Source organism: Streptomyces rapamycinicus NRRL 5491, from assembly GCF_024298965.1.
Lineage (GTDB): Bacteria > Actinomycetota > Actinomycetes > Streptomycetales > Streptomycetaceae > Streptomyces > Streptomyces rapamycinicus.
This window is the reverse complement of sequence record NZ_CP085193.1, coordinates 7,638,061-7,660,287: the sequence shown is the minus strand read 5'-3', so window position 1 is coordinate 7,660,287 and position 22,227 is coordinate 7,638,061. Positions and strand designations below refer to the sequence as shown.

At 72.0% G+C, this 22,227-nt stretch carries 1 protein-coding gene; it reads right to left on the bottom strand.

Features of this window, described 5'->3' with window-relative positions; genetic code table 11:
- Positions 1–39 precede the first annotated feature (39 nt).
- On the bottom strand, positions 40–22,227 hold the full coding sequence (locus LIV37_RS31980; RefSeq protein ID WP_121824267.1) for a type I polyketide synthase: 22,188 nt from the start codon (positions 22,225–22,227) through the stop codon (positions 40–42).

Below are 22,227 nucleotides of genomic sequence, written 5' to 3'. Positions count from 1 at the left end.
GTGGTGCTCATGGGTTCCATGTGTTCAGAACGCTCCCGTTCAGGAGGAGCCGAGTTCGTCGTCGAGCAGGTCGAAGAGCTCATCGTCGGTCGCGGATTCGAGGTCGTGGTCGTCGGTGTCGCCGTCGCCGGTCGCGTCCTGGGCGTCGTTCCACTTCGCCAGGAGCGCCTGGAGGCGCATGGTGATCCTGGAGCGGGTGACGCTGTCGTCCGCGGCCACGGACAGGGCGGCTTCCAGCCGGTCGAGTTCGCCGAACACGGACGGGCCGCCGCCGTCCCCGTGCGGGAGTTCCGCGCGCAGATGGCCGGCCAGGGCGTCGGGGGTCGGGTAGTCGAAGATCAGCGTGGCGGGCAGCCGGAGGCCGGTGGCCGCGCCGAGCCGGTTGCGGAGTTCGACGGCGGTGAGCGAGTCGAAGCCCAGCTCCTTGAAGGCCGCGCCGGGTTCGATCGCCGCCGCGCTGCCGTAGCCGAGCACGGTGGCCACCTGACCGCAGACCAGGTTGAGCAGGAAGCGGTCCCGTTCGGCCGCGGACATGCCCGCGAGCCGCTCGGCGAGGCTCGCCGCCTCGTCCGCCCCGCCGCCGCCACCGGCCGCGGCCCGCCGTACGGGGGTACGGATCAGCCCGCGCAGCAGCGGGGCGACCCCGGCCGTGGACTGGGCGCGCAGGGCGGCGATGTCCAGGGCGGCGGGGATCAGCACCGGGTGTCCGGCCAGGCCCGACACGTCGAACAGGGCCAGGCCCTCGGCGTTGCTCAGCGCGCCCATGCTGCCGCGGCTCATCCGCTGCCGGTCGGCGGTCGCGAGGGTCGCGGCCATACCGCCCTCGTCCTCCCACAGGCCCCAGGCCAGGGAGACGGCGGGCAGGCCGCCTGCGCGGCGGTGCTGGGCGAGGGCGTCCAGGAAGGTGTTGGCCGCCGCGTAGTTGCCCTGCCCCGGGTTGCCGAAGACACCGGCCGCGGAGGAGAACAGCACGAACGCCGACAGGTCGAGGTCCCGGGTGAGCTCGTGCAGGTTCCAGGCCGCGTCCACCTTCGGGCGCAGGACGTGGTCGACGCGCTCGGGGGTGAGGGACTCGATGATCCCGTCGTCGAGCACACCCGCCGCGTGGACCACGGCGGTGAGGGGGTGGTCGACGGGGACGGACGCGATGACCTCGGCCAGGGCGGTGCGGTCGGCCGCGTCACACGCCGCCCAGGTGACCTCGGCGCCCAACGCGCCCAGCTCGGCGGCCAGTTCGACGGCGCCCGCCGCCTCCGCGCCCCGGCGGCTGGTCAGCAGCAGCCTCCGGGCGCCGCGCCCGGTCACCAGATGGCGGGCCAGCACCCCGCCCAGGGTGCCGGACGCGCCGGTGACCAGCACGGTGCCCGCCGGGTCAAGGCCGGGCACGGCCGCCTCGTCCAGGGCCGCCACCCGCGCGAGGCGCGGCGCGTGGAGGACCCCGGCGCGCACGGCGAGCTGCGGCTCGTCGGTCCGCAGCGCCGCCACGAGGGCGGGGAGCCAGCCGTGGTGCGGGATGCCGGTGGCCGGGGTGCCGGTGGCCGGGATACCGGTGGCCTTGTCGCCGGTGGCCGGGTCGCCGGGGGCCGAGTCGCCGGGGGCCGGGTCGCCGGGGGCCGGAATGCCGTGCGTGGGGACGCCGGTGGCCGGGTCGCCGTGCGTGGGGACGCCACGGGCCAGGGCGCCGTGGAGGTCGATGTCGCCCTGGACGTCGACCAGGACGAACCGGCCCGGGTGCTCGGCCTGCGCCGAGCGCACCAGGCCCCAGGCGGCGGCGTGCGTCAGGTCGTCCACGCCCTCGGCACCCTCGGCACCCTCGGCCGCTTCGGCCCCCGCGTCGTCGCCCGTGGTCACGGCCACGGCCACGGCGCCACGGGTGAGCAGGACCAGCCGGGAGTCGGCGAACCGCTCATCCGCGAGCCACTCCTGGACCAGCCCCAGCGTCCGCCGGACGACGGTGTGCGCGGCACCCGCGATGTCCCCGGGCGTGCCCAGGTCGGGCAGGCACGGCACCAGCACCACATCGGGCGCGATCCCCTCGGCATCCACCGCCTCGGCGAGCGCGGGAAGCCCCGCGTACGTCTCGGCCTCGATACCGGTGTCCGCGTCCGTCAGCGCGGCCGTGAGCTTCAGATCGCCGCCGCCGAAGCCGTCCAGGACGGCCCACAGCGCGGTGTCCTCCGGCCGCTGCGGTGCCGCATGCGTGGGCAGCGCGGCCCAGTCGACGCGGAACAGCGCCTCGTGGTGTGCGGTACGGGCGCCCGCGAACTGCTCGGCGTCCAGCGGCCGCAGCGCCAGCGAACCGACCGACGCCACCGGGGCACCGGCCTCATCGCTGATCTCCAGCGCCACCGCACCGTGCCCGGCCGGGGAGACCCGTACCCGCAGCGCGGTCGCACCGACCGCGTGCAGCCGTACGGCGTCCCACGAGAACGGCAGCCGCGCCCGGCCCGCCTCCTCGGCCGGGAAGAACCCGCCGAGGGCCACCGTGTGCAGCGCGGCGTCCAGCAGCGCCGGATGCAGCCCGTACACACGGGCCTCGCCCTGCCGGTCCTCGTCGAGCGCCACCTCGGCGAACACTTCGTCCCCGCGCCGCCACGCCTTGCGCAGGCCCTGGAACACCGGGCCGTAGGCGAGGCCGAGCGCGGCGAAGCCGTCGTACAGCCCGTCCACGTCGAGGGGTTCGAGGTCGGCGGTGGAGGCTGTATCGGCGGCCGGAGGCCATTCCACCGGGGCACCGGCCGTGGAACCGGCCGTGGAACCGGCCGTGGAACCGGAGACCGTGAGCACACCGGAGGCGTGCCGGATCCACGGCTCGTCGGTGGCGTCCTCCAGCCGCGAGTAGACGGTCAGCGCGCGCCGCCCGTCGGGGCCGGGGCCGTCGGGCTCATCCACGGCGACCCGCAACTGCACCCCGCCGCGCTCCGGCAGGGTCAGCGGCGCTTCGAGGGTCAACTCGTCCAGCAGATCGCAGCCGACCTGGTCACCGGCCCGAACCGCCAGCTCGACCAGGGCCGTACCGGGCAGCAGCACGGTGTCCATGACGGCGTGGTCGGCCAGCCAGGGGTGGGTACGGAGCGAGAGCCGACCGGTGAAGAGGACCCCCTCGGAGTCGGGCAGATCCACCGCCGCGCCCAGCAGCGGATGATCGGCCGCGCCCAGACCGGCCGAGGCCACATCGCCAATGGTCCCGGCGGGAGCCTCCAGCCAGTAGCGCTCGCGCTGGAAGGGGTACGTGGGCAGCTCGGTGCGCTGGGCACCGGTCCCCGCGAAGAACGCCCTCCAGTCCAACGCCACACCACGGACGTGAGCCCGCGCGACGGCGGCGGTCAGCGCCTCGGCCTCGGGCCGACCGGCCCGCAGCGCGGTGGCGAAGGCGGCCGCGTCGGCGTCGGTGACGCATTCCTGGGCCATGGCGGTGAGGACACCGTCGGGGCCGAGTTCGAGGTAGGTGGTGACGCCCTGGGCTTCCATCGTCCGGACACCGTCGAGGAAGCGGACGGCCTCACGAACGTGGCGGACCCAGAAGCCGGGGCTGGTGATCTCCTCGGCGGAGACCACGTCCCCCGTGAGGTTGGAGACGATCGGAATGCGCGGGGCCTCGTACGACAACCCCTCGGCCACCTTGCGGAAGGCGTCCAACATGCCGTCCATGCGGGGCGAGTGGAACGCGTGGCTGACCGTGAGCCGCTTGGTCTTACGACCCTGCGCCTCGAAACCGGAAGCGATCTCCAGCGCCGCGTCCTCATCGCCCGCGATGACCACGGACGCGGGCCCGTTGAGCGCGGCGATCGAGACACGCTCGGTGAGCAGCGGCGTCACCTCGTCCTCGGACGCCTGGACGGCGATCATCGCGCCACCGGTGGGCAGCTCCTGCATCAACCGTCCACGCGCGGCAACCAGCTTCGCGGCATCCGCCAGCGAGAACACACCCGCCACATGGGCGGCGGCCAGCTCACCGATGGAGTGGCCGGAGAGGAAGTCCGCCTTCAGACCCCACGACCGCACCAGCCGGAACAGCGCCACCTCGACGGCGAACAGCGCGGGCTGGGTGAACCCCGTCCGGTCCAGTGCCTCGGCGTCATCCCCGAACAGGACGTCCTTCAACGGCCGCTCAAGGTGCCCGTCCAGCTCAGCACACACCGCGTCCAACGCCTCCGCGAACACCGGATAGGCGTCGTACAGCTCACGCCCCATGCCGAGCCGCTGGCTGCCCTGGCCGGTGAACAGGAACGCCACCTTGCCATCCGCCACCGAGCCCTGCGTGAGACCGGCCGCCGACTCGCCGCCCGCCAACGCCTCCAGGCCCGCGACCAGCCCGGCGCGGTCCGCGCCGACCACGACCGCGCGGTGGTCCAGCGCGGCGCGCGTGGTCGCGAGCGAGTAGCCGAGGTCGGTGAGCGAGACGTCGGACCGCCGGTCGAGATCGGCGAGCAGCCGCCCAGCCTGGGCGCGCAGCGCGTCCGCGCTCTTGCCGGAGAGCAGCCACGGCAGAACGGACGGCTGGGCGACCGGGGCCGTGGGGGGCTCCGCCGGTTCGGCCTCGGGGGCCTGCTCGATGATCGTGTGCGCGTTGGTGCCACTGAAGCCGAACGACGAGATCGCAGCCCGCCGGGGACGACCGGACTCCGGCCACGCCACCGACTCCCGCAACAACGACACCGCACCCGCAGACCAGTCAATATGCGGCGACGGCTCCTGCGCATGCAACGTACGCGGCAACACACCATGCCGCATCGCCTGCACCATCTTGATGATGCCCGCCACACCAGCAGCGGCCTGCGTATGCCCCATGTTCGACTTGATGGAACCCAACAGCAACGGCCGCCCCGCCTCACGCTCCTGACCGTAGGTGGCCATAAGCGCCTGCGCCTCGATCGGGTCACCAAGACTGGTGCCCGTGCCATGCGCCTCCACCGCGTCCACCTCGGACGCCGACAGACCCGCATTCGCCAACGCCTGACGAATCACCCGCTGCTGCGAGGGACCATTCGGCGCCGTCAGACCATTCGACGCACCATCCTGATTAATGGCACTACCCCGCACCACCGCCAGCACCGGATGCCCGTTCCTCCGCGCATCCGACAACCGCTCCACCAGCAGCATGCCCGCACCCTCGGACCACCCCGTGCCATCCGCACCCGCCGAGAACGCCTTGCACCGCCCATCAGCAGCCAACCCACGCTGACGACTGAACTCCACAAACGGCGCCGGAGTCGCCATCACCGTCACACCACCAGCCAACGCCAGCGAACACTCACCACTCCGCAACGCCTGCACCGCCAGATGCAACGCCACCAACGACGACGAACACGCCGTATCCACCGTGATCGTCGGCCCCTCAAGACCAAACGTGTACGCCAACCGCCCCGAAATCACACTCGCCGCATTACCCGTACCGACGAACCCCTCCACGCCCTCCGGAAGCGCCGGCAGCGAGGAGGCGTAGTCGTGGTACATCACACCGGCGAACACGCCCGTACGGCTGCCGCGCAGCACACCCGGATCGATGCCCGCCCGCTCGAACGCCTCCCACGACGTCTCCAACAGCAACCGCTGCTGCGGATCCATGGCGAGGGCCTCACGCGGCGAGATCCCGAAGAACGCCGAGTCGAAGTGGCCCGCCCGGTCGACGAAGCCGCCCTCGCGGGAGTACGAGGTGCCCGGGTGGTCGGGGTCCGGGTGGTAGAGCCCGTCCAGATCCCAGCCACGGTCGGCGGGGAACTCGGAGATCGCGTCCCGGCCCTCCATGACCAACCGCCACAGATCCTCCGGAGTCTCCACCCCACCCGGATAACGGCAACCCAGACCCACGATCGCAATCGGCTCATCATCAGCGGCCGACACCACCACCGGACCAGCCACCGCAGCCGCAGCCCCCACAACCTCCGCACGCAGGAACTCCGCCAACACCACAGGCGTCGGATAGTCAAACACCAGCGTCGCGGGCAGCCGAAGCTCACTCACCGCACCCAGCGCATTCCGCAACTCCACCGCCGTCAGCGAGTCAAAACCCAGCTCACGGAAGGAACGATGCGGTTCGACGGTGTCCAGCGAGTCATGGCCGAGTACGGCCGCGACCTGCGTACGGACGAGCTCCAACAGGGCGTCGAGCTGCTCGGCCTCGCCCAGCCCGGCGAGCCGCCGCGCCAGCACACCCGACGCGGCCGCACCCTCCGCCGCACGCCGCGCCGGAACCCGCACCAGCCCACGCAGCAGCGGCGCCACCACACCGGTCGCCGCCGCCTCGGCGCGCATCACGGCCAGGTCCAGCCGTACGGGCACGAGCAGCGCCTCGTCCGTGCGGTACGCGGCGTCGAACAGCTCCAGACCCTCGGTGGCCGAGAGCGCCACGACGCCACCCCGGCTCATCCGGGACACATCGGCCTCGTCCAGCTCCCCGGTCATCCCGCTGGAGTCGGCCCACAGGCCCCAGGCCAGCGAGGTGCCGGGCAGGCCGAGCGCCGTACGGTGCTGGGCCAGCGCGTCCAGGTAGGCATTGGCGGCGGCATAGTTGCCCTGACCCGCATTGCCGAACACACCGGCGGCCGAAGAGAACAGCACGAACGCCGACAGGTCCAGCTCGCGGGTCAGCTCATGCAGATTCCACGCCGCGTCCACCTTCGGACGCAGCACCCCGGCCATGCGCTCGGGGGTGAGCGAACCGATCACACCGTCATCCAGCACACCGGCCGTGTGCACGACCGCCGTGAGCGGATGTTCGGCGGGGATGGCGGCGAGGGTCGCGGCGAGCGCGTCCCGGTCCGCCACATCGCAGGCCGCCCAGTGCGCCTCGGCGCCCAACTCGGCCAGTTCAGCGATGAGTTCGTCAGCGTCCGGCGCCTGGTCGCCACGCCGGCTGACCAGCAGCAGCTGCCGTACGCCACGCTCCACGACCAGATGCCGCGCCAGCAGACCGCCCAGCGTGCCACTGGCACCCGTGACCAGCACCGTTCCCTCGGCGTCGACATCGAGCGGCTGCTCGGTGTCCACGGCGGCCCGCGCCAGACGCGGCGCCCGCAGCGCCCCGTCCCGTACGGCCACCTGCGGCTCGCCCGACGCCAGCGCGTCCGGCACCGCCGCCAGCGAATCGGCGCCGCCGTCGACGTCCACCAGGACGAACCGGCCCGGGTTCTCCGACTCGGCGGAGCGCACCAGGCCCCAGACGGCCGCATGGGCCAGATCGGCCACCGGCTCGTCCGTACCGGCAGCCACGGCACCAGAGGTCAGGACGACCAGGCGCGCATCCGCGAACCGTTCGTCCGCCAGCCACGCCTGGACCAGCTCCAGCGCCTCGCCGGTGGCGCGGTGCGCCGTGTCGGTGGGAGAGGTGCTTTCCCCAGTCCCGCCCCTTCCCACAGCATCGATATGCGGCTCCGCCGCGTGGCTGAGCAAGCCCCAGGACCCCGGACGCCCTTCGGGCGTGTCCTCAAACGCCGGACGGGCTCGATTTGCCGCAGCGGCGTGCGGTGCCGCGAGGCTCGGGGACAGGGCGACCACCACGTCATCCGGCAGCGCGGCACCGGACTCGACCGCCGTGGCCAACGCGTCCAAATCGGCGTAGGCGTCGAACCGCTGCCCAGACGACGCCAACCCGAAGGCGTCGGACCCCAACAGCGCCCAGCGCCCTGCCCCGCCCTGAGCGGACACCTCAGCCCAATCGAGCCGGTACAGCGACTCCTGACGACCACCCCGCGCACCCCGGATCTGCTCCACCGACACCGGCCGCAACACCAGCGAATCCACCGACAGCACCGCCCGCCCCGCACCATCGGCCACCGCGAGCGACACCGCGTCCGTACCGGCCGCCGACAACCGCACCCGCAACACCGAAGCACCCACCGCATGCAACGACACCCCGGACCACGAAAACGGCAGCCGAGCCCCGGCCTCGCCCTCGATCAGGCCACCGAGTCCGACCGCGTGCAGCGCAGAGTCCAGCAGCGCCGGATGCAGGCCGAACAACCCGGCCTCGGACTGCCCGTCCTCCGGCAGCTCCAGCTCGGCATAGACCTCACCATCGAGCCGCCACGCGGACCTCAGCCCCCGGAACACCGGGCCGTAAGCGAGCCCCAGGCCCGCCATGCCCTCATACAGACCGTCGAGCGTGACCGGTGTCGCACCCGCAGGAGGCCATACGCCCAGGTCGAACGAGGCCGCCGGCGCACCCTCCACGAGCGCACCCGAGGCATGACGCAGCCACGCCTCATCGGCGGCCGCGTCCTCGAACCGCGAGTACACCTCGAACGCACGACGGCCGGAGCCGTCCGGCGCACCCACCGACAGCTGAAGCTGAACACCACCCACCTCCGGAAGCACCAGCGGCGCCTCCAGCGTCAGCTCCTCAACCTGGTCACAACCGACCTGGTCACCGGCCCGAACCGCCAGCTCCACGAAGGCCGTACCCGGCAACAGCACCGAGCCCATCACGGCGTGATCCAGCAGCCACGGATGCGTCTGCGCCGAGATCCGCCCGGTCAGCAGCACACCGTCGCCGCCCGCGAGCGGTACGGCGGCCCCCACGAGCGGATGGTCCACGGCGGCCAGCCCGAGCCCCACCGTGCCACCGACGCCATAAGCCGACGCCTGCGGCCAGTACCGGCGACGCTGGAAGGCGTACGTCGGCAGATCGGTCAGCTCGACCCGAGCCGCGCCCGTACCGGCGAAGACCGCCGCCCAGTCCACGGCCGCGCCACGGACGTACGCCCGTGCCACGGCGGCGTGGACCACCCGCGCCTCGGGCCGACCGGCCCGCAGCGCGGTGGCGAAGGCGGCCGCGTCGGCGTCGGTGACGCATTCCTGGGCCATGGCGGTGAGGACACCGTCGGGGCCGAGTTCGAGGTAGGTGGTGACGCCCTGGGCTTCCATCGTCCGGACACCGTCGAGGAAGCGGACGGCCTCACGAACGTGGCGGACCCAGAAGCCGGGGCTGGTGATCTCCTCGGCGGAGACCACGTTCCCGGTGAGGTTGGAGACGATCGGGACGCGCGGGGCCTCGTACGACAACCCCTCGGCCACCTCGCGGAACGCCTCCAGCATCCCGTCCATGCGCGGGGAGTGGAACGCGTGGCTGACGGTGAGCCGCTTGGTCTTACGGCCCTGCGCCTCGAAACCGGAAGCGATCTCCAGCGCCGCGTCCTCATCGCCCGCGATGACCACGGACGCGGGCCCGTTGAGCGCGGCGATCGAGACACGCTCGGTGAGCAGCGGCGTCACCTCGTCCTCGGACGCCTGGACGGCGATCATCGCGCCACCGGCGGGCAGCTCCTGCATCAGACGGCCACGCGCGGCCACCAACTTCGCGGCATCCGCGAGCGACAGCACACCCGCCGCATGGGCGGCGGCCAGCTCACCGATGGAGTGGCCGGAGAGGAAGTCCGCCTTCAGACCCCACGACCGCACCAGCCGGAACAGCGCCACCTCGACGGCGAACAGCGCGGGCTGGGTGAACCCCGTCCGGTCCAGTGCCTCGGCGTCATCCCCGAACAGGACGTCCTTCAACGGCCGCTCAAGGTGCCCGTCCAGCTCATCGCAGACCGCGTCCAACGCCTCGGCGAACACCGGATAGGCGTCGTACAGCTCACGCCCCATGCCGAGCCGCTGGCTGCCCTGGCCGGTGAACAGGAACGCCACCTTGCCGCCCTCGGCCGACCCCTGGATCACCTCCGCGCCGGACTCGCCGCGTGCCAGGGCGTCCAGACCGCGCAGGAAGCCCTCGCGGTCATCGGCCACCAGAACCGCGCGGTGGTCCAGCACGGCGCGCGTGGTCGCGAGCGAGTAGCCGAGGTCGGCCGGTGCGAGCTCCGGCCGCTCGTCCAGGTAGGAACGGAGCCGCCCGGCCTGCGCACGCAGCGCGTCGGCGGTCTTCGCCGACAGCGGCCACGACGTCACACCAGGATCCGTCGCCACCTCACGCGGGGCCTCGTCCTCGCTGACCGGGGCCTGCTCGATGATCGTGTGCGCGTTGGTGCCACTGAAGCCGAACGACGAGATCGCAGCCCGCCGGGGACGACCGGACTCCGGCCACGCCACCGACTCCCGCAACAACGACACCGCACCCGCAGACCAGTCAATATGCGGCGACGGCTCCTGCGCATGCAACGTACGCGGCAACACACCATGCCGCATCGCCTGCACCATCTTGATGATGCCCGCCACACCAGCAGCGGCCTGCGTATGCCCCATGTTCGACTTGATGGAACCCAACAGCAACGGCCGCTCCCCATCACGCTCCTGACCGTAGGTGGCCATAAGCGCCTGCGCCTCGATCGGGTCACCAAGACTGGTGCCCGTGCCATGCGCCTCCACCGCGTCCACCTCGGACGCCGACAGACCCGCATTCGCCAACGCCTGACGAATCACCCGCTGCTGCGAGGGACCATTCGGCGCCGTCAAACCATTCGACGCACCATCCTGATTAATGGCACTACCCCGCACCACCGCCAGCACCGGATGCCCGTTCCTCCGCGCATCCGACAACCGCTCCACCAGCAGCATGCCCGCACCCTCGGACCACCCCGTGCCATCCGCACCCGCCGAGAACGCCTTGCACCGCCCATCAGCAGCCAACCCACGCTGACGACTGAACTCCACAAACGGCGCCGGAGTCGCCATCACCGTCACACCACCAGCCAACGCCAGCGAACACTCACCACTCCGCAACGCCTGCACCGCCAGATGCAACGCCACCAACGACGACGAACACGCCGTATCCACCGTGATCGTCGGCCCCTCAAGACCAAACGTGTACGCCAACCGCCCCGAAATCACACTCGCCGCATTACCCGTACCGAGGAAGCCTTCGACGCCCTCGGGCACTCGCTCCAGCAGCGAGGCGTAGTCGTGGTACATGACGCCCGCGAAGACACCGGTACGGCTGCCGCGCAGCACACCCGGATCGATCCCGGCCCGCTCGAACGCCTCCCACGACGTCTCCAACAGCAACCGCTGCTGCGGATCCATCGCCAGCGCCTCACGCGGCGAAATCCCGAAGAAGTTCGAGTCGAAGTGACCGGCGTCCTCCACGAAGCCGCCCTCGCGGGCGTAGCTCGTTCCGCCGTGGTCCGGGTCCTCGTGGTAGAGCGCCGAGAGGTTCCAGCCACGGTCGGCGGGGAACTCGGAGATCGCGTCCCGGCCCTCCATGACCAACCGCCACAGATCCTCCGGAGACTCCACCCCACCCGGATAACGGCAACCCAGACCCACGATCGCAATCGGCTCGTCATCGACGGCCGACACCACCACCGGACCAGCCACCGCAGCCGCAGCCCCCACAACCTCCGCACGCAGGAACTCCGCCAACACCACAGGCGTCGGATAGTCAAACACCAGCGTCGCGGGTAGCCGAAGCTCACTCACCGCACCCAGCGCATTCCGCAACTCCACCGCCGTCAGCGAGTCAAAACCCAGCTCACGGAAGGAGCGGTCGGGCTCGACCGTCTCCGGACCGGCGTATCCGAGCACCGTCGCGACGTTCATACGGACCAGGTCCAGCAGCACATCGAGTTGCTCGGCCTCGCCCAGCCCGGCGAGCCGCCGCGCCAGCACACCCGACGCCGCCGCACCCTCCGCCGCACGCCGCGCCGGAACCCGCACCAGCCCACGGAACAGCGGCGCCAGCGCACCGCTGCCCGCCTGCGCCCGGAGCGCGGCCATGTCCAGCGACATCGGCACCAGCACCGCCTGGCCGAGGCGGCCGGCGACGTCGAACAGCTCCAGACCCTCCGTCGCGGAGAGCGCGAGAACGCCGCCCCGGCTCATCCGGGACACATCCGCGTCGTCCAGCTCCCCGGTCATCGCACTGGAGTCGGCCCACAGGCCCCAGGCCAGCGAGGTGCCGGGCAGGCCGAGCGCCGTACGGTGCTGGGCCAGCGCGTCCAGGAAGGCGTTGGCGGCGGCGTAGTTGCCCTGGCCGGCGGCGCCGAAGACACCGGCGGCGGAGGAGAAGAGCACGAACGCCGACAGGTCCAGGTCGCGGGTCAGCTTATGCAGATTCCACGCCGCGTCCACCTTCGGACGCAGCACCCCGGCCATGCGCTCGGGGGTGAGCGAACCGATCACACCGTCATCCAGCACACCGGCCGTGTGCACCACGCCCATCAGCGGATGCTCCGCCGGAATCCCCGCCAGCACCTCGGCCAGCGCGTCACGATCGGCGACATCACACGCCGCCCAGCGCACGCTCGCACCCAACTCGACCAGTTCAGAGGTGAGTTCGGCCGCGCCGAGAGCCTCGCCGCCACGACGGCTCACCAGCAGCAGATGCCGCACGCCACGCTCCACCACCAGATGGCGAGCGAACAGCGCACCCAGCGTGCCACTCGCACCGGTCACCAGCACCGTGCCCTCGGCATCGAACTCCGGCGCGTCGTCCTCGGAGCCCGTGGTGACGGCCCGCGCCAGACGCGGTGCCCGCAGCACCCCCTCCCGTACGGCCACCTGCGGCTCGCCCGACGCCAGCGCGTCCGGCACCGCCGCCAGCGAATCGGCGCCGCCATCGACGTCCACCAGGACGAACCGGCCCGGGTTCTCCGACTCGGCCGAGCGCACCAGGCCCCAGACGGCCGCATGGGCCAGATCGGCCACCGGCTCATCCGCACCGGCACCCACCGCACCCGAGGTCAGGACGACCAGACGCGAGTTTGCGAAGCGGTCATCCGCCAGCCACTGCTGCAGCAGGCCCAGCGCCTGGGCGGTAGCGCGGTGCGCCGTGTCGGCGGGTGAGGAGCATTCCCCAGCCCCGCCCCTTCCCACAGCATCGACATGCGGCTCCGCCGCGTGGCTGAGCAAGCCCCAGGACCCCGGACGCCCTTCGGGCGTGTCCTCAAACGCCGGACGGGCTTGATTTGCCCCACCCGAGCCAACATGCGAAGCCGCACCAGCGGCAGCTTCCGCCCCAGCACCCCCGTCCCCAAACCCCGGAAGGCCCGCGGACAGGGCGACCACCACATCATCCGGCAGCACACTGGCACCCGACTCCACCGCCGCAGCCAACGCCTCCAGATCGGCGTACGTGTCGAACCGCTGCCCAGACGACGCCAACCCCAAGGCGTCGGACCCAAGCAACGCCCAGCGCCCTGCCCCACCCTGAGCGGACACCTCAGCCCAGTCAAGCCGGTACAGCGACTCCTGACGACCACCCCGCGCACCCCGGATCTGCTCCACCGACACCGGCCGCAACACCAGCGAATCCACCGACAGCACCGCACGCCCCGCACCATCGGCCACCGCGAGCGACACCGCACCCGCACCAGCAGCCGACAACCGCACCCGCAACACCGAAGCACCCACCGCATGCAACGACACCCCGGACCACGAAAACGGCAGCCGAGCACCCTCACCCTCGATCAGACCGCCCAACCCCACCGCATGCAGCGCGGAGTCCAACAGCGCCGGATGCAGACCAAACGCACCCGCCTCAGACCGCCCGCCCTCCGGCAGCTCCAGCTCCGCATAGACCTCACCATCGAGCCGCCACGCGGACCTCAGCCCCCGGAACACCGGGCCATAGGCCAGCCCCAGGCCTGCCATGCCCTCATACAGACCGTCGAGCGCGACCGGTGTCGCACCCGCAGGAGGCCATACGCCCAGGTCGAACGAGGCCGCCGGCGCACCCTCCACGAGCGCACCCGAGGCATGACGCAGCCACGCCTCATCGGCGGCCGCGTCCTCGAACCGCGAGTACACCTCGAACGCACGACGGCCGGAGCCGTCCGGCGCACCCACCGACAGCTGAAGCTGAACACCACCCACCTCCGGAAGCACCAGCGGCGCCTCCAGCGTCAGCTCCTCAACCTTGTCACAACCGACCTGGTCACCGGCCCGAACCGCCAGCTCCACGAAGGCCGTACCCGGCAACAGCACCGAGCCCATCACGGCGTGATCCAGCAGCCACGGATGTGTGTCGAGTCCCAGTCGGCCCGTGAGCAGCAGCCCCTCGCCACCGGCCAGCGGCACGGCGGCCCCGACCAGCGGATGGTCGACGGTGGCGAGACCCAGCCCTGCCGTACCGCCCACGGTGGCCGGAAGCTCGGGCCAGTAGCGCGCGTACTGGAAGGCGTACGTCGGCAGCTCCACCCGAGCCGCGCCCGTACCGGCGAAGACGGCCGCCCAGTCCACCGCCACACCGCGCACATGGGCGCGCGCGAGGGCCTTCGTCAGCGTCTCGGCCTCGGCCCTGCCGTTGCGCAGGGCTGAGACGAACGCGGCGTCCTCACCGGTCACACACTCCTGCGCCATCGCGGTGAGCACACCGTCCGGGCCCAGCTCCACGAACGTGGAGACGCCCTGGGCTTCCAGGGCCCGCGCGCCGTCAAGGAAGCGAACGGCCTCGCGGACATGGCGCACCCAGAAGTCGGCAGTCGTGATCTCCTCGGCGGAGACCAGCTCACCCGTCAGGTTGGACACGATCGGGATGCGCGGCGCCTCGTACGACAGGCCCTCCGCGACCTCACGGAACGCGTCCAGCATCCCGTCCATGCGCGGCGAGTGGAACGCGTGGCTGACCGTGAGCCGCTTGGTCTTACGGCCCCGTGTCTCAAACGAGGCAGCGATCGAGGCAGCCTCGTCCTGGTCACCCGCGATGACCACGGACGCGGGCCCGTTGAGGGCGGCGATGCTCACGCCATCGGTGAGCAGCGGCAGTACCTCGTCCTCCGACGCCTGCACCGCGATCATCGCGCCACCGGTGGGCAACTCCTGCATCAACCGCCCACGCGCCGCCACCAACCGCGCCGCGTCCGCGAGCGAGAGCACACCCGCCACATGCGCGGCGGCCAACTCACCAATCGAATGCCCGGAAAGGAAATCGGGCCGCAGCCCCCACGCCTCCGAAACCAACCGGAACAACGCCACCTCAACCGCGAACAACGCAGGCTGAGTGAACCCCGTCTGATCCAGTACCGCCGCGTCATCCCCGAACAACACATCCCGCAACGGCCGCTCAAGGTGCGCGTCCAGCTCCGCACACACCTCATCCAACGCATCCGCGAACACCGGATAGGCGCCATACAACTCACGCCCCATCCCCAACCGCTGACTCCCCTGCCCCGTGAACAGGAACGCCACCTTGCCACCGGCCACCGAGCCCTCGACCACACCCGGCGCACCACGGCCCTCAGCCAGCGCACCCAGCCCAGCCAGCAGCCCATCCCGGTCCTCAGCCACCACCACCGCACGGTGATCGAAGGCCGACCGCCCGGTCGCCAGCGAGAAGCCCACATCCACCGGCCGCAGCTCGCCCTGCGCCACCACATGCGCGATCAACCGCTCCGCCTGAGCACGCAGCGCACCCGCGCTCCGCCCCGAGAGCACCCACGGCACCACACCCGGAGCCACAGCGCTCGAAGGCGCCTCCGCAGCCTCCACCGCCGGTGCCTGCTCGATGATCGTGTGCACATTGGTGCCGCTGATGCCGAACGACGACACACCGGCGCGGCGCGGACGGCCGGTCTCCGGCCACTCCACCCGCTCGCTCAGCAGCGAAACGGCCCCCGCCGACCAGTCCACATGCGGCGACGGCTCGTCCGCGTGCAGGGTCTGCGGAAGCACCCCGTGCCGCATGGCGAGGACCATCTTCATGATGCCCGCGACACCGGCGGCGGCCTGCGTGTGGCCCATGTTGGACTTGATGGAGCCCAGCAGCAACGGCCGCTCGGCGTCCCGCTCCTGGCCGTACGTGGCCAGCAGCGCCTGCGCCTCGATCGGGTCGCCCAGGGTCGTGCCCGTGCCGTGCGCCTCGACCGCGTCCACATCGCCGACCGACAGCCCGGCGGCGGCCAGCGCCTGCCGGATGACGCGCTGCTGGGACGGGCCGTTCGGCGCCGTCAGGCCATTGGACGCACCGTCCTGGTTCACGGCGCTGCCGCGCACCACCGCCAGCACCGGGTGGCCGTTCCTGCGCGCGTCCGACAGCCGCTCGACCAGCAGCATGCCCGCGCCCTCGGCCCAGCCCGTGCCGTCCGCGTCCGCCGAGAACGCCTTGCAGCGGCCGTCGGCGGACAGACCGCCCTGGCGGCTGAAGCCGACGAACGTGCCGGGGGTCGCCATCACAGTGACACCACCGGCCAGCGCCATCGTGCACTCGCCCGAGCGCAGCGCCTGCATCGCCCAGTGCAGCGCCACCAGCGACGACGAGCACGCCGTGTCCACGGTGACCGCCGGGCCTTCCAGGCCGAGCGCGTAGGCGACACGGCCGGAGGCGATGGAGCCCGTGCTGCCGGAGCCGATCGCGCCCTCGCCACCGCCGTCGGGGGCCTGCTCCACGAGCGTGGCGTAGTCGTGGTACATGACGCCCGCGAACACACCGGTACGGCTGCCGCGCAGCGTGGCCGGGTCGATGCCAGCCCGCTCGAACGCCTCCCACGACGTCTCCAGCAGCAGCCGCTGCTGCGGATCGGTGGCGACGGCCTCGCGCGGCGAGATTCCGAAGAAGGTGGGGTCGAAGTCGGCGGCGCCGTGGAGGAAACCGCCCTCGCGGGTGTACGAGGTCCCGGGGTGCTCCGGGTCCGGATGGTAGAGCGCGTCCAGGTCCCAGCCACGGTCCACGGGGAAGCCGGAGATCGCGTCCTGGCCGGAGGACAGCAGCCGCCACAGGTCCTCGGGGGTGCGCACCCCGCCCGGGAAGCGGCAGCTCATGCCCACGATGGCGATCGGCTCATCGGCGAGGGCGCCCACGGTCGACACCGGCAGGCCCGACTGGGCGCGAGTGCCCGCCAGTTCGTCCCGGAGGTGTTCGGCCAGGACGAGGGAGGTCGGATAGTCGAAGACCAGGGTGGCGGGGAGCCGCATCCCGGTGACCGCGTTCATTCGGTTGCGCAGTTCGACAGCGGTCAGCGAGTCGAAGCCCAGGTCGCGGAAGGCCCGATCGGGGTCCACGGAGTCGGCGGTGGCATAGCCCAGGACGGCCGCGACCTGGGTACGGACCAGCTCCAGCAGCGTCTCCAACTGCTCGGGCGCGGTCAGGCGGGCAAGCCGCTGCGCCAGGGCGTCCGTTCCGGCGGAGCCCTCGGCCGTACGCCGCGCCGGGACCCGCACCAGCCCGGACATCAGCGGCGCCACCACACCGGTGGCCGCCGCCTCGGCCCGTGCCGCCGCCAGGTCGAGACGCACCGGGACGAGCAGCGCCTCGCCCGCCCGTCCGGCCGCGTCGAACAGCTCCTTGCCCTCGTCGGTGGCGAGCGCGGCGACACCGCCCCGGCTCATCCGGGACATATCGGCCTGGTCCAGCTCACCGGCCATACCGCCGGATTCGGCGGCCCACAGGCCCCAGGCCAGCGAGGTGCCGGGCAGGCCGAGCGCCGTACGGTGCTGGGCGAGCGCGTCCACGTAGGCGTTGGCGGCGGCGTAGTTGCCCTGGCCGGCGGCGCCGAAGACACCGGCGGCGGAGGAGAAGAGCACGAACGCCGACAGGTCCAGGTCGCGGGTCAGCTCATGCAGATTCCACGCCGCGTCCACCTTCGGACGCAGCACCCCGGCCATGCGCTCGGGGGTGAGCGAACCGATCACACCGTCATCCAGCACACCGGCCGTGTGCACCACGCCCATCAGCGGATGCTCCGCCGGAATCCCCGCCAGCACCTCGGCCAGCGCGTCACGATCGGCGACATCACACGCCGCCCAGCGCACGCTCGCACCCAACTCGACCAGTTCAGAGGTGAGTTCGGCCGCGCCGGGAGCCTCGCCGCCACGACGGCTCACCAGCAGCAGATGCCGCACGCCACGCTCCACCACCAGATGGCGAGCGAACAGCGCACCCAGCGTGCCACTCGCACCGGTCACCAGCACCGTGCCCTCGGCATCGAACTCCGGCGCGTCGTCCTCGGAGCCCGTGGCGGCGGCCCGCGCCAGACGCGGTGCCCGCAGCACCCCCTCCCGTACGGCCACCTGCGGCTCGCCCGACGCCAGCGCGTCCGGCACCGCCGCCAGCGAATCGGCGCCGCCATCGACGTCCACCAGGACGAACCGGCCCGGGTTCTCCGACTCGGCCGAGCGCACCAGGCCCCAGACGGCCGCATGGGCCAGATCGGCCACCGGCTCATCCGCACCGGCACCCACCGCACCCGAGGTCAGGACGACCAGACGCGAGTTTGCGAAGCGGTCATCCGCCAGCCACTGCTGCAGCAGGCCCAGCGCCTGGGCGGTAGCGCGGTGCGCCGTGTCGGCGGGTGAGGAGCATTCCCCAGCCCCGCCCCTTCCCACAGCATCGACATGCGGCTCCGCCGCGTGGCTGAGCAAGCCCCAGGACCCCGGACGCCCTTCGGGCGTGTCCTCAAACGCCGGACGGGCTTGATTTGCCCCACCCGAGCCAACATGCGAAGCCGCACCAGCGGCAGCTTCCGCCCCAGCACCCCCGTCCCCAAACCCCGGAAGGCCCGCGGACAGGGCGACCACCACATCATCCGGCAGCACACTGGCACCCGACTCCACCGCCGCAGCCAACGCCTCCAGATCGGCGTACGTCTCGAACCGCTGCCCAGACGACGCCAACCCCAAGGCGTCGGACCCAAGCAACGCCCAGCGCCCTGCCCCACCCTGAGCGGACACCTCAGCCCAGTCAAGCCGGTACAGCGACTCCTGACGACCACCCCGCGCACCCCGGATCTGCTCCACCGACACCGGCCGCAACACCAGCGAATCCACCGACAGCACCGCACGCCCCGCACCATCGGCCACCGCGAGCGACACCGCACCCGCACCAGCAGCCGACAACCGCACCCGCAACACCGAAGCACCCACCGCATGCAACGACACCCCGGACCACGAAAACGGCAGCCGAGCACCGACCTCGCCCTCGATCAGACCGCCCAACCCCACCGCATGCAGCGCGGAGTCCAACAGCGCCGGATGCAGACCAAACGCACCCGCCTCAGACCGCGCGCCCTCCGGCAGCTCCAGCTCCGCATAGACCTCACCATCGAGCCGCCAGGCCGACGTCAGCCCCCGGAACACCGGGCCGTACACCAGCCCGGCCTCGGCCAGACCCTCGTACAGACCCTCGACCGGTAGCGCAGACGCCCCCGCCGGGGGCCACGCCGCCAGGTCGAACGGCGCCGTCGGCGCGCCCGAGCCCAGCACGCCCGACGCATGCCGCATCCACGGCTCGTCGACCGCCGCGTCCTCGGAGCGCGAGTACACCGTCAGCGAGCGCCGCCCCGAACCGTCGGGCGCGCCCACCGAGAGCTGGAGCTGGACACCGCCCGCCTCGGGAAGCACCAGCGGCGCCTCCAGCGTCAGCTCCTCCAGCAGATCGCAACCGACCTGGTCACCGGCGCGTATCGCCAGCTCCACGAAGGCCGTACCGGGCAACAGCACCGAGCCCGCCACCGCGTGATCGGCCAGCCACGGATGGGTGTCCAGGGCGAGCCGGCCGGTGTAGAGGAAGCCGTCGGAGTCGGCGAGTGCCACCGCCGCGCCCAGCAGCGGATGGTCGGCCACGCCGAGCCCGGCGGACGCCATGTCGCCCGCCCAGTAGCCGGTGTCGAGCCAGTAGGTCTCGCGCTGGAAGGGGTAGAGCGGGAGGTCGGTGCGGGCCGTGTCGGTCCCGGCGAACACGGCGGCCCAGTCCGGGGAGACACCGTGCACATGCGCCCCGGCGACGGCGGTGGCCAGGCTCTGGAGCTCCGGGCGGCCGGAGCGCAGCGCGGACACAAGGGTGGCGTCGTCGCGGGTCAGGGAGTCCTGGGCCATCGCGGTGAGCACACCGTCCGGGCCCAGCTCCACGAACGTCGTGACGTTGCGCTCCTCCAACGTCCGTACGCCGTCGAGGAAGCGGACGGCCTCGCGGACATGGCGCACCCAGAAGTCGGGAGTCGTGATCTCCTCGGCGGACACCACGCCACCGGTCAGATTCGACACGATCGGAATCTTCGGAGCCTCGTACGACAGCCCCTGCGCCACCTCGCGGAACGCCTCCAGCATCCCGTCCATACGCGGCGAATGGAACGCATGGCTCACGGTGAGCCGCTTGGTCTTACGACCCCGCGCCTCGAAACCGGAAGCGATCTCCAGAGCCGCGTCCTCATCACCCGCGATGACCACCGACGACGGCCCATTGAGCGCCGCGATCGACACCCGCTCCGTCAGCAGCGGCGCCACCTCGTCCTCCGACGCCTGCACCGCGACCATCGCGCCACCGACCGGAAGCTCCTGCATCAAACGCCCACGCGCAGCCACCAACCGCGCCGCATCCGCCAGCGACAACACACCCGCCACATGCGCGGCAGCCAACTCACCAATCGAATGCCCGGAAAGGAAATCGGGCCGCAGACCCCACGCCTCCGAAACCAACCGGAACAACGCCACCTCAACCGCGAACAACGCAGGCTGAGTGAACCCGGTCTGGTCCAGCGCCTCGGCGTCCTCCCCGAACAGCACCGTCCTCAACGGCCGCTCAAGATGCGGATCCAGCTCCGCACACACCTCATCCAACGCCTCCGCGAACACCGGATAGGCGCCATACAACTCACGCCCCATCCCCAGCCGCTGACTCCCCTGCCCCGTAAACAGGAACGCCACCTTGCCGCCGGCGACCTTGCCCTCGACCAGCCCGGTCGCGGGCTCCTCTCGGGACAGCGCGTCGAGGGCCCGTATCAGGCCCTCGCGGTCGTCGGCGACGATCGCCGCCCGGTACTCGAAGGCGGCCCGGCCGATGGCCAGTGAGAAGCCGACGTCGGTGAGGCGGAGTTCGGGGTTGGCCTCAAGGTGGGCGCGCAGGTTGGCGGCCTGGGCGCGCAGCGCGGGGCGGCTCTTGGCGGCCACGGTCCACAGCGGCAGCGCGGTGGCGGCGCGGGTTTCGGCGGGGGCGTCGTCAGCCGTCTTCGCGGCTTCCGCCTCCTCCGGCTCCGGCGCCTGCTCCAGGATGGTGTGCGCGTTGGTGCCGCTGATGCCGAACGAGGACACCGCGGCCCGGCGCGGCTGCCCGGTGTCGGGCCAGGCGCGGCCCTCCGTCAGCAGCGAGACGGCGCCCGCCGACCAGTCGACGTTGGGGGTGGGCTGGTCGACGTGCAGGGTCCGTGGAAGCACCCCGTGGCGCATCGCCATGACCATCTTGATGATGCCCGCGACACCGGCGGCGGCCTGGGTGTGACCGATGTTGGACTTGATGGAGCCCAGCCACAGCGGCTGGTCCTCGCTGTGGTTGCGCCCGTACGTGGCGAGCAGGGCCTGCGCCTCGATGGGGTCGCCGAGGGTGGTGCCCGTGCCGTGGGCCTCGACCACGTCGATCTGGCCGGGGGCGAGCCGGGCGGCGGCCAGGGCCTGGCGGATGACGCGCTGCTGCGAGGGGCCGTTGGGCGCGGTCAGTCCGCTGCTGGCGCCGTCCTGGTTGATGGCGCTGCCGCGGACGACGGCGAGTACCTGGTGGCCGTTGGCGCGGGCGTCGGAGAGCCGCTCCAGCAGCAGCATGCCCGCGCCCTCGCCCCACCCGGTGCCGTCCGCCGCCGCCGCGAACGACTTGCAGCGGCCGTCCGCCGCGAGTCCGCGCTGGCGGCTGAACTCGCTGAAGGTGCCGGGGGTGGACATGACCGTGACACCACCGGCCAGCGCCAGCGAGCACTCCCGGCGGCGCAGCGCCTGGGCGGCGAAGTGCAGGGCGACCAGGGAGGAGGAGCAGGCCGTGTCGATGGTGACGGCCGGCCCCTCCAGGCCGAAGGTGTAGGCGACGCGGCCGGAGGCGATGGAGCCGGAGCTGCCGTTGCCGAGGAAGCCCTCGACGTCCTCGGGAGCGGAGAACAGCCGGGAGGCGTAGTCGTGGTACATCACGCCCGCGAACACACCGGTCTGGCTGCCCTGGAGGGTGGTCGGGTCGATGCCCGCGCGCTCGAACGCCTCCCAGGAGGTCTCCAGCAGCAGCCGCTGCTGCGGGTCCATGGCCAGGGCCTCGCGCGGCGAGATGCCGAAGAACGCGGGGTCGAAGTCGGCCGCGTCGTGGAGGAATCCGCCCTCGTGGACGTACGGCTCCTGGTCGCTGTCCGGGTCCGGTTCGAAGAGGACGTCGGTGGCCCAGCCGCGGTTGGTGGGGTACGGCGTGGCGGCGTCACCGCCGCGGGCGACGAGCTGCCACAGCTCCTCGGGGGTGCTGACCCCGCCGGGGTAGCGGCAGCTCATCGCCACGATGGCGATGGGCTCCTGCTCGCGCTCCTCGACCTCGCGCAGCCGCCGCCGCGCCTCGCGCAGGTCGGTGGTGGCCCGCTTGAGGTAGTCGAGGTACTTCTCTTCGTTCGCCGTCGCCAT

Coding starts and splice junctions, on each gene's coding strand:
- LIV37_RS31980 (WP_121824267.1), bottom strand. CDS start 22,227: ATGGCGACGGCGAACGAAGAGAAGTACCTCGACTACCTCAAGCGGGCC.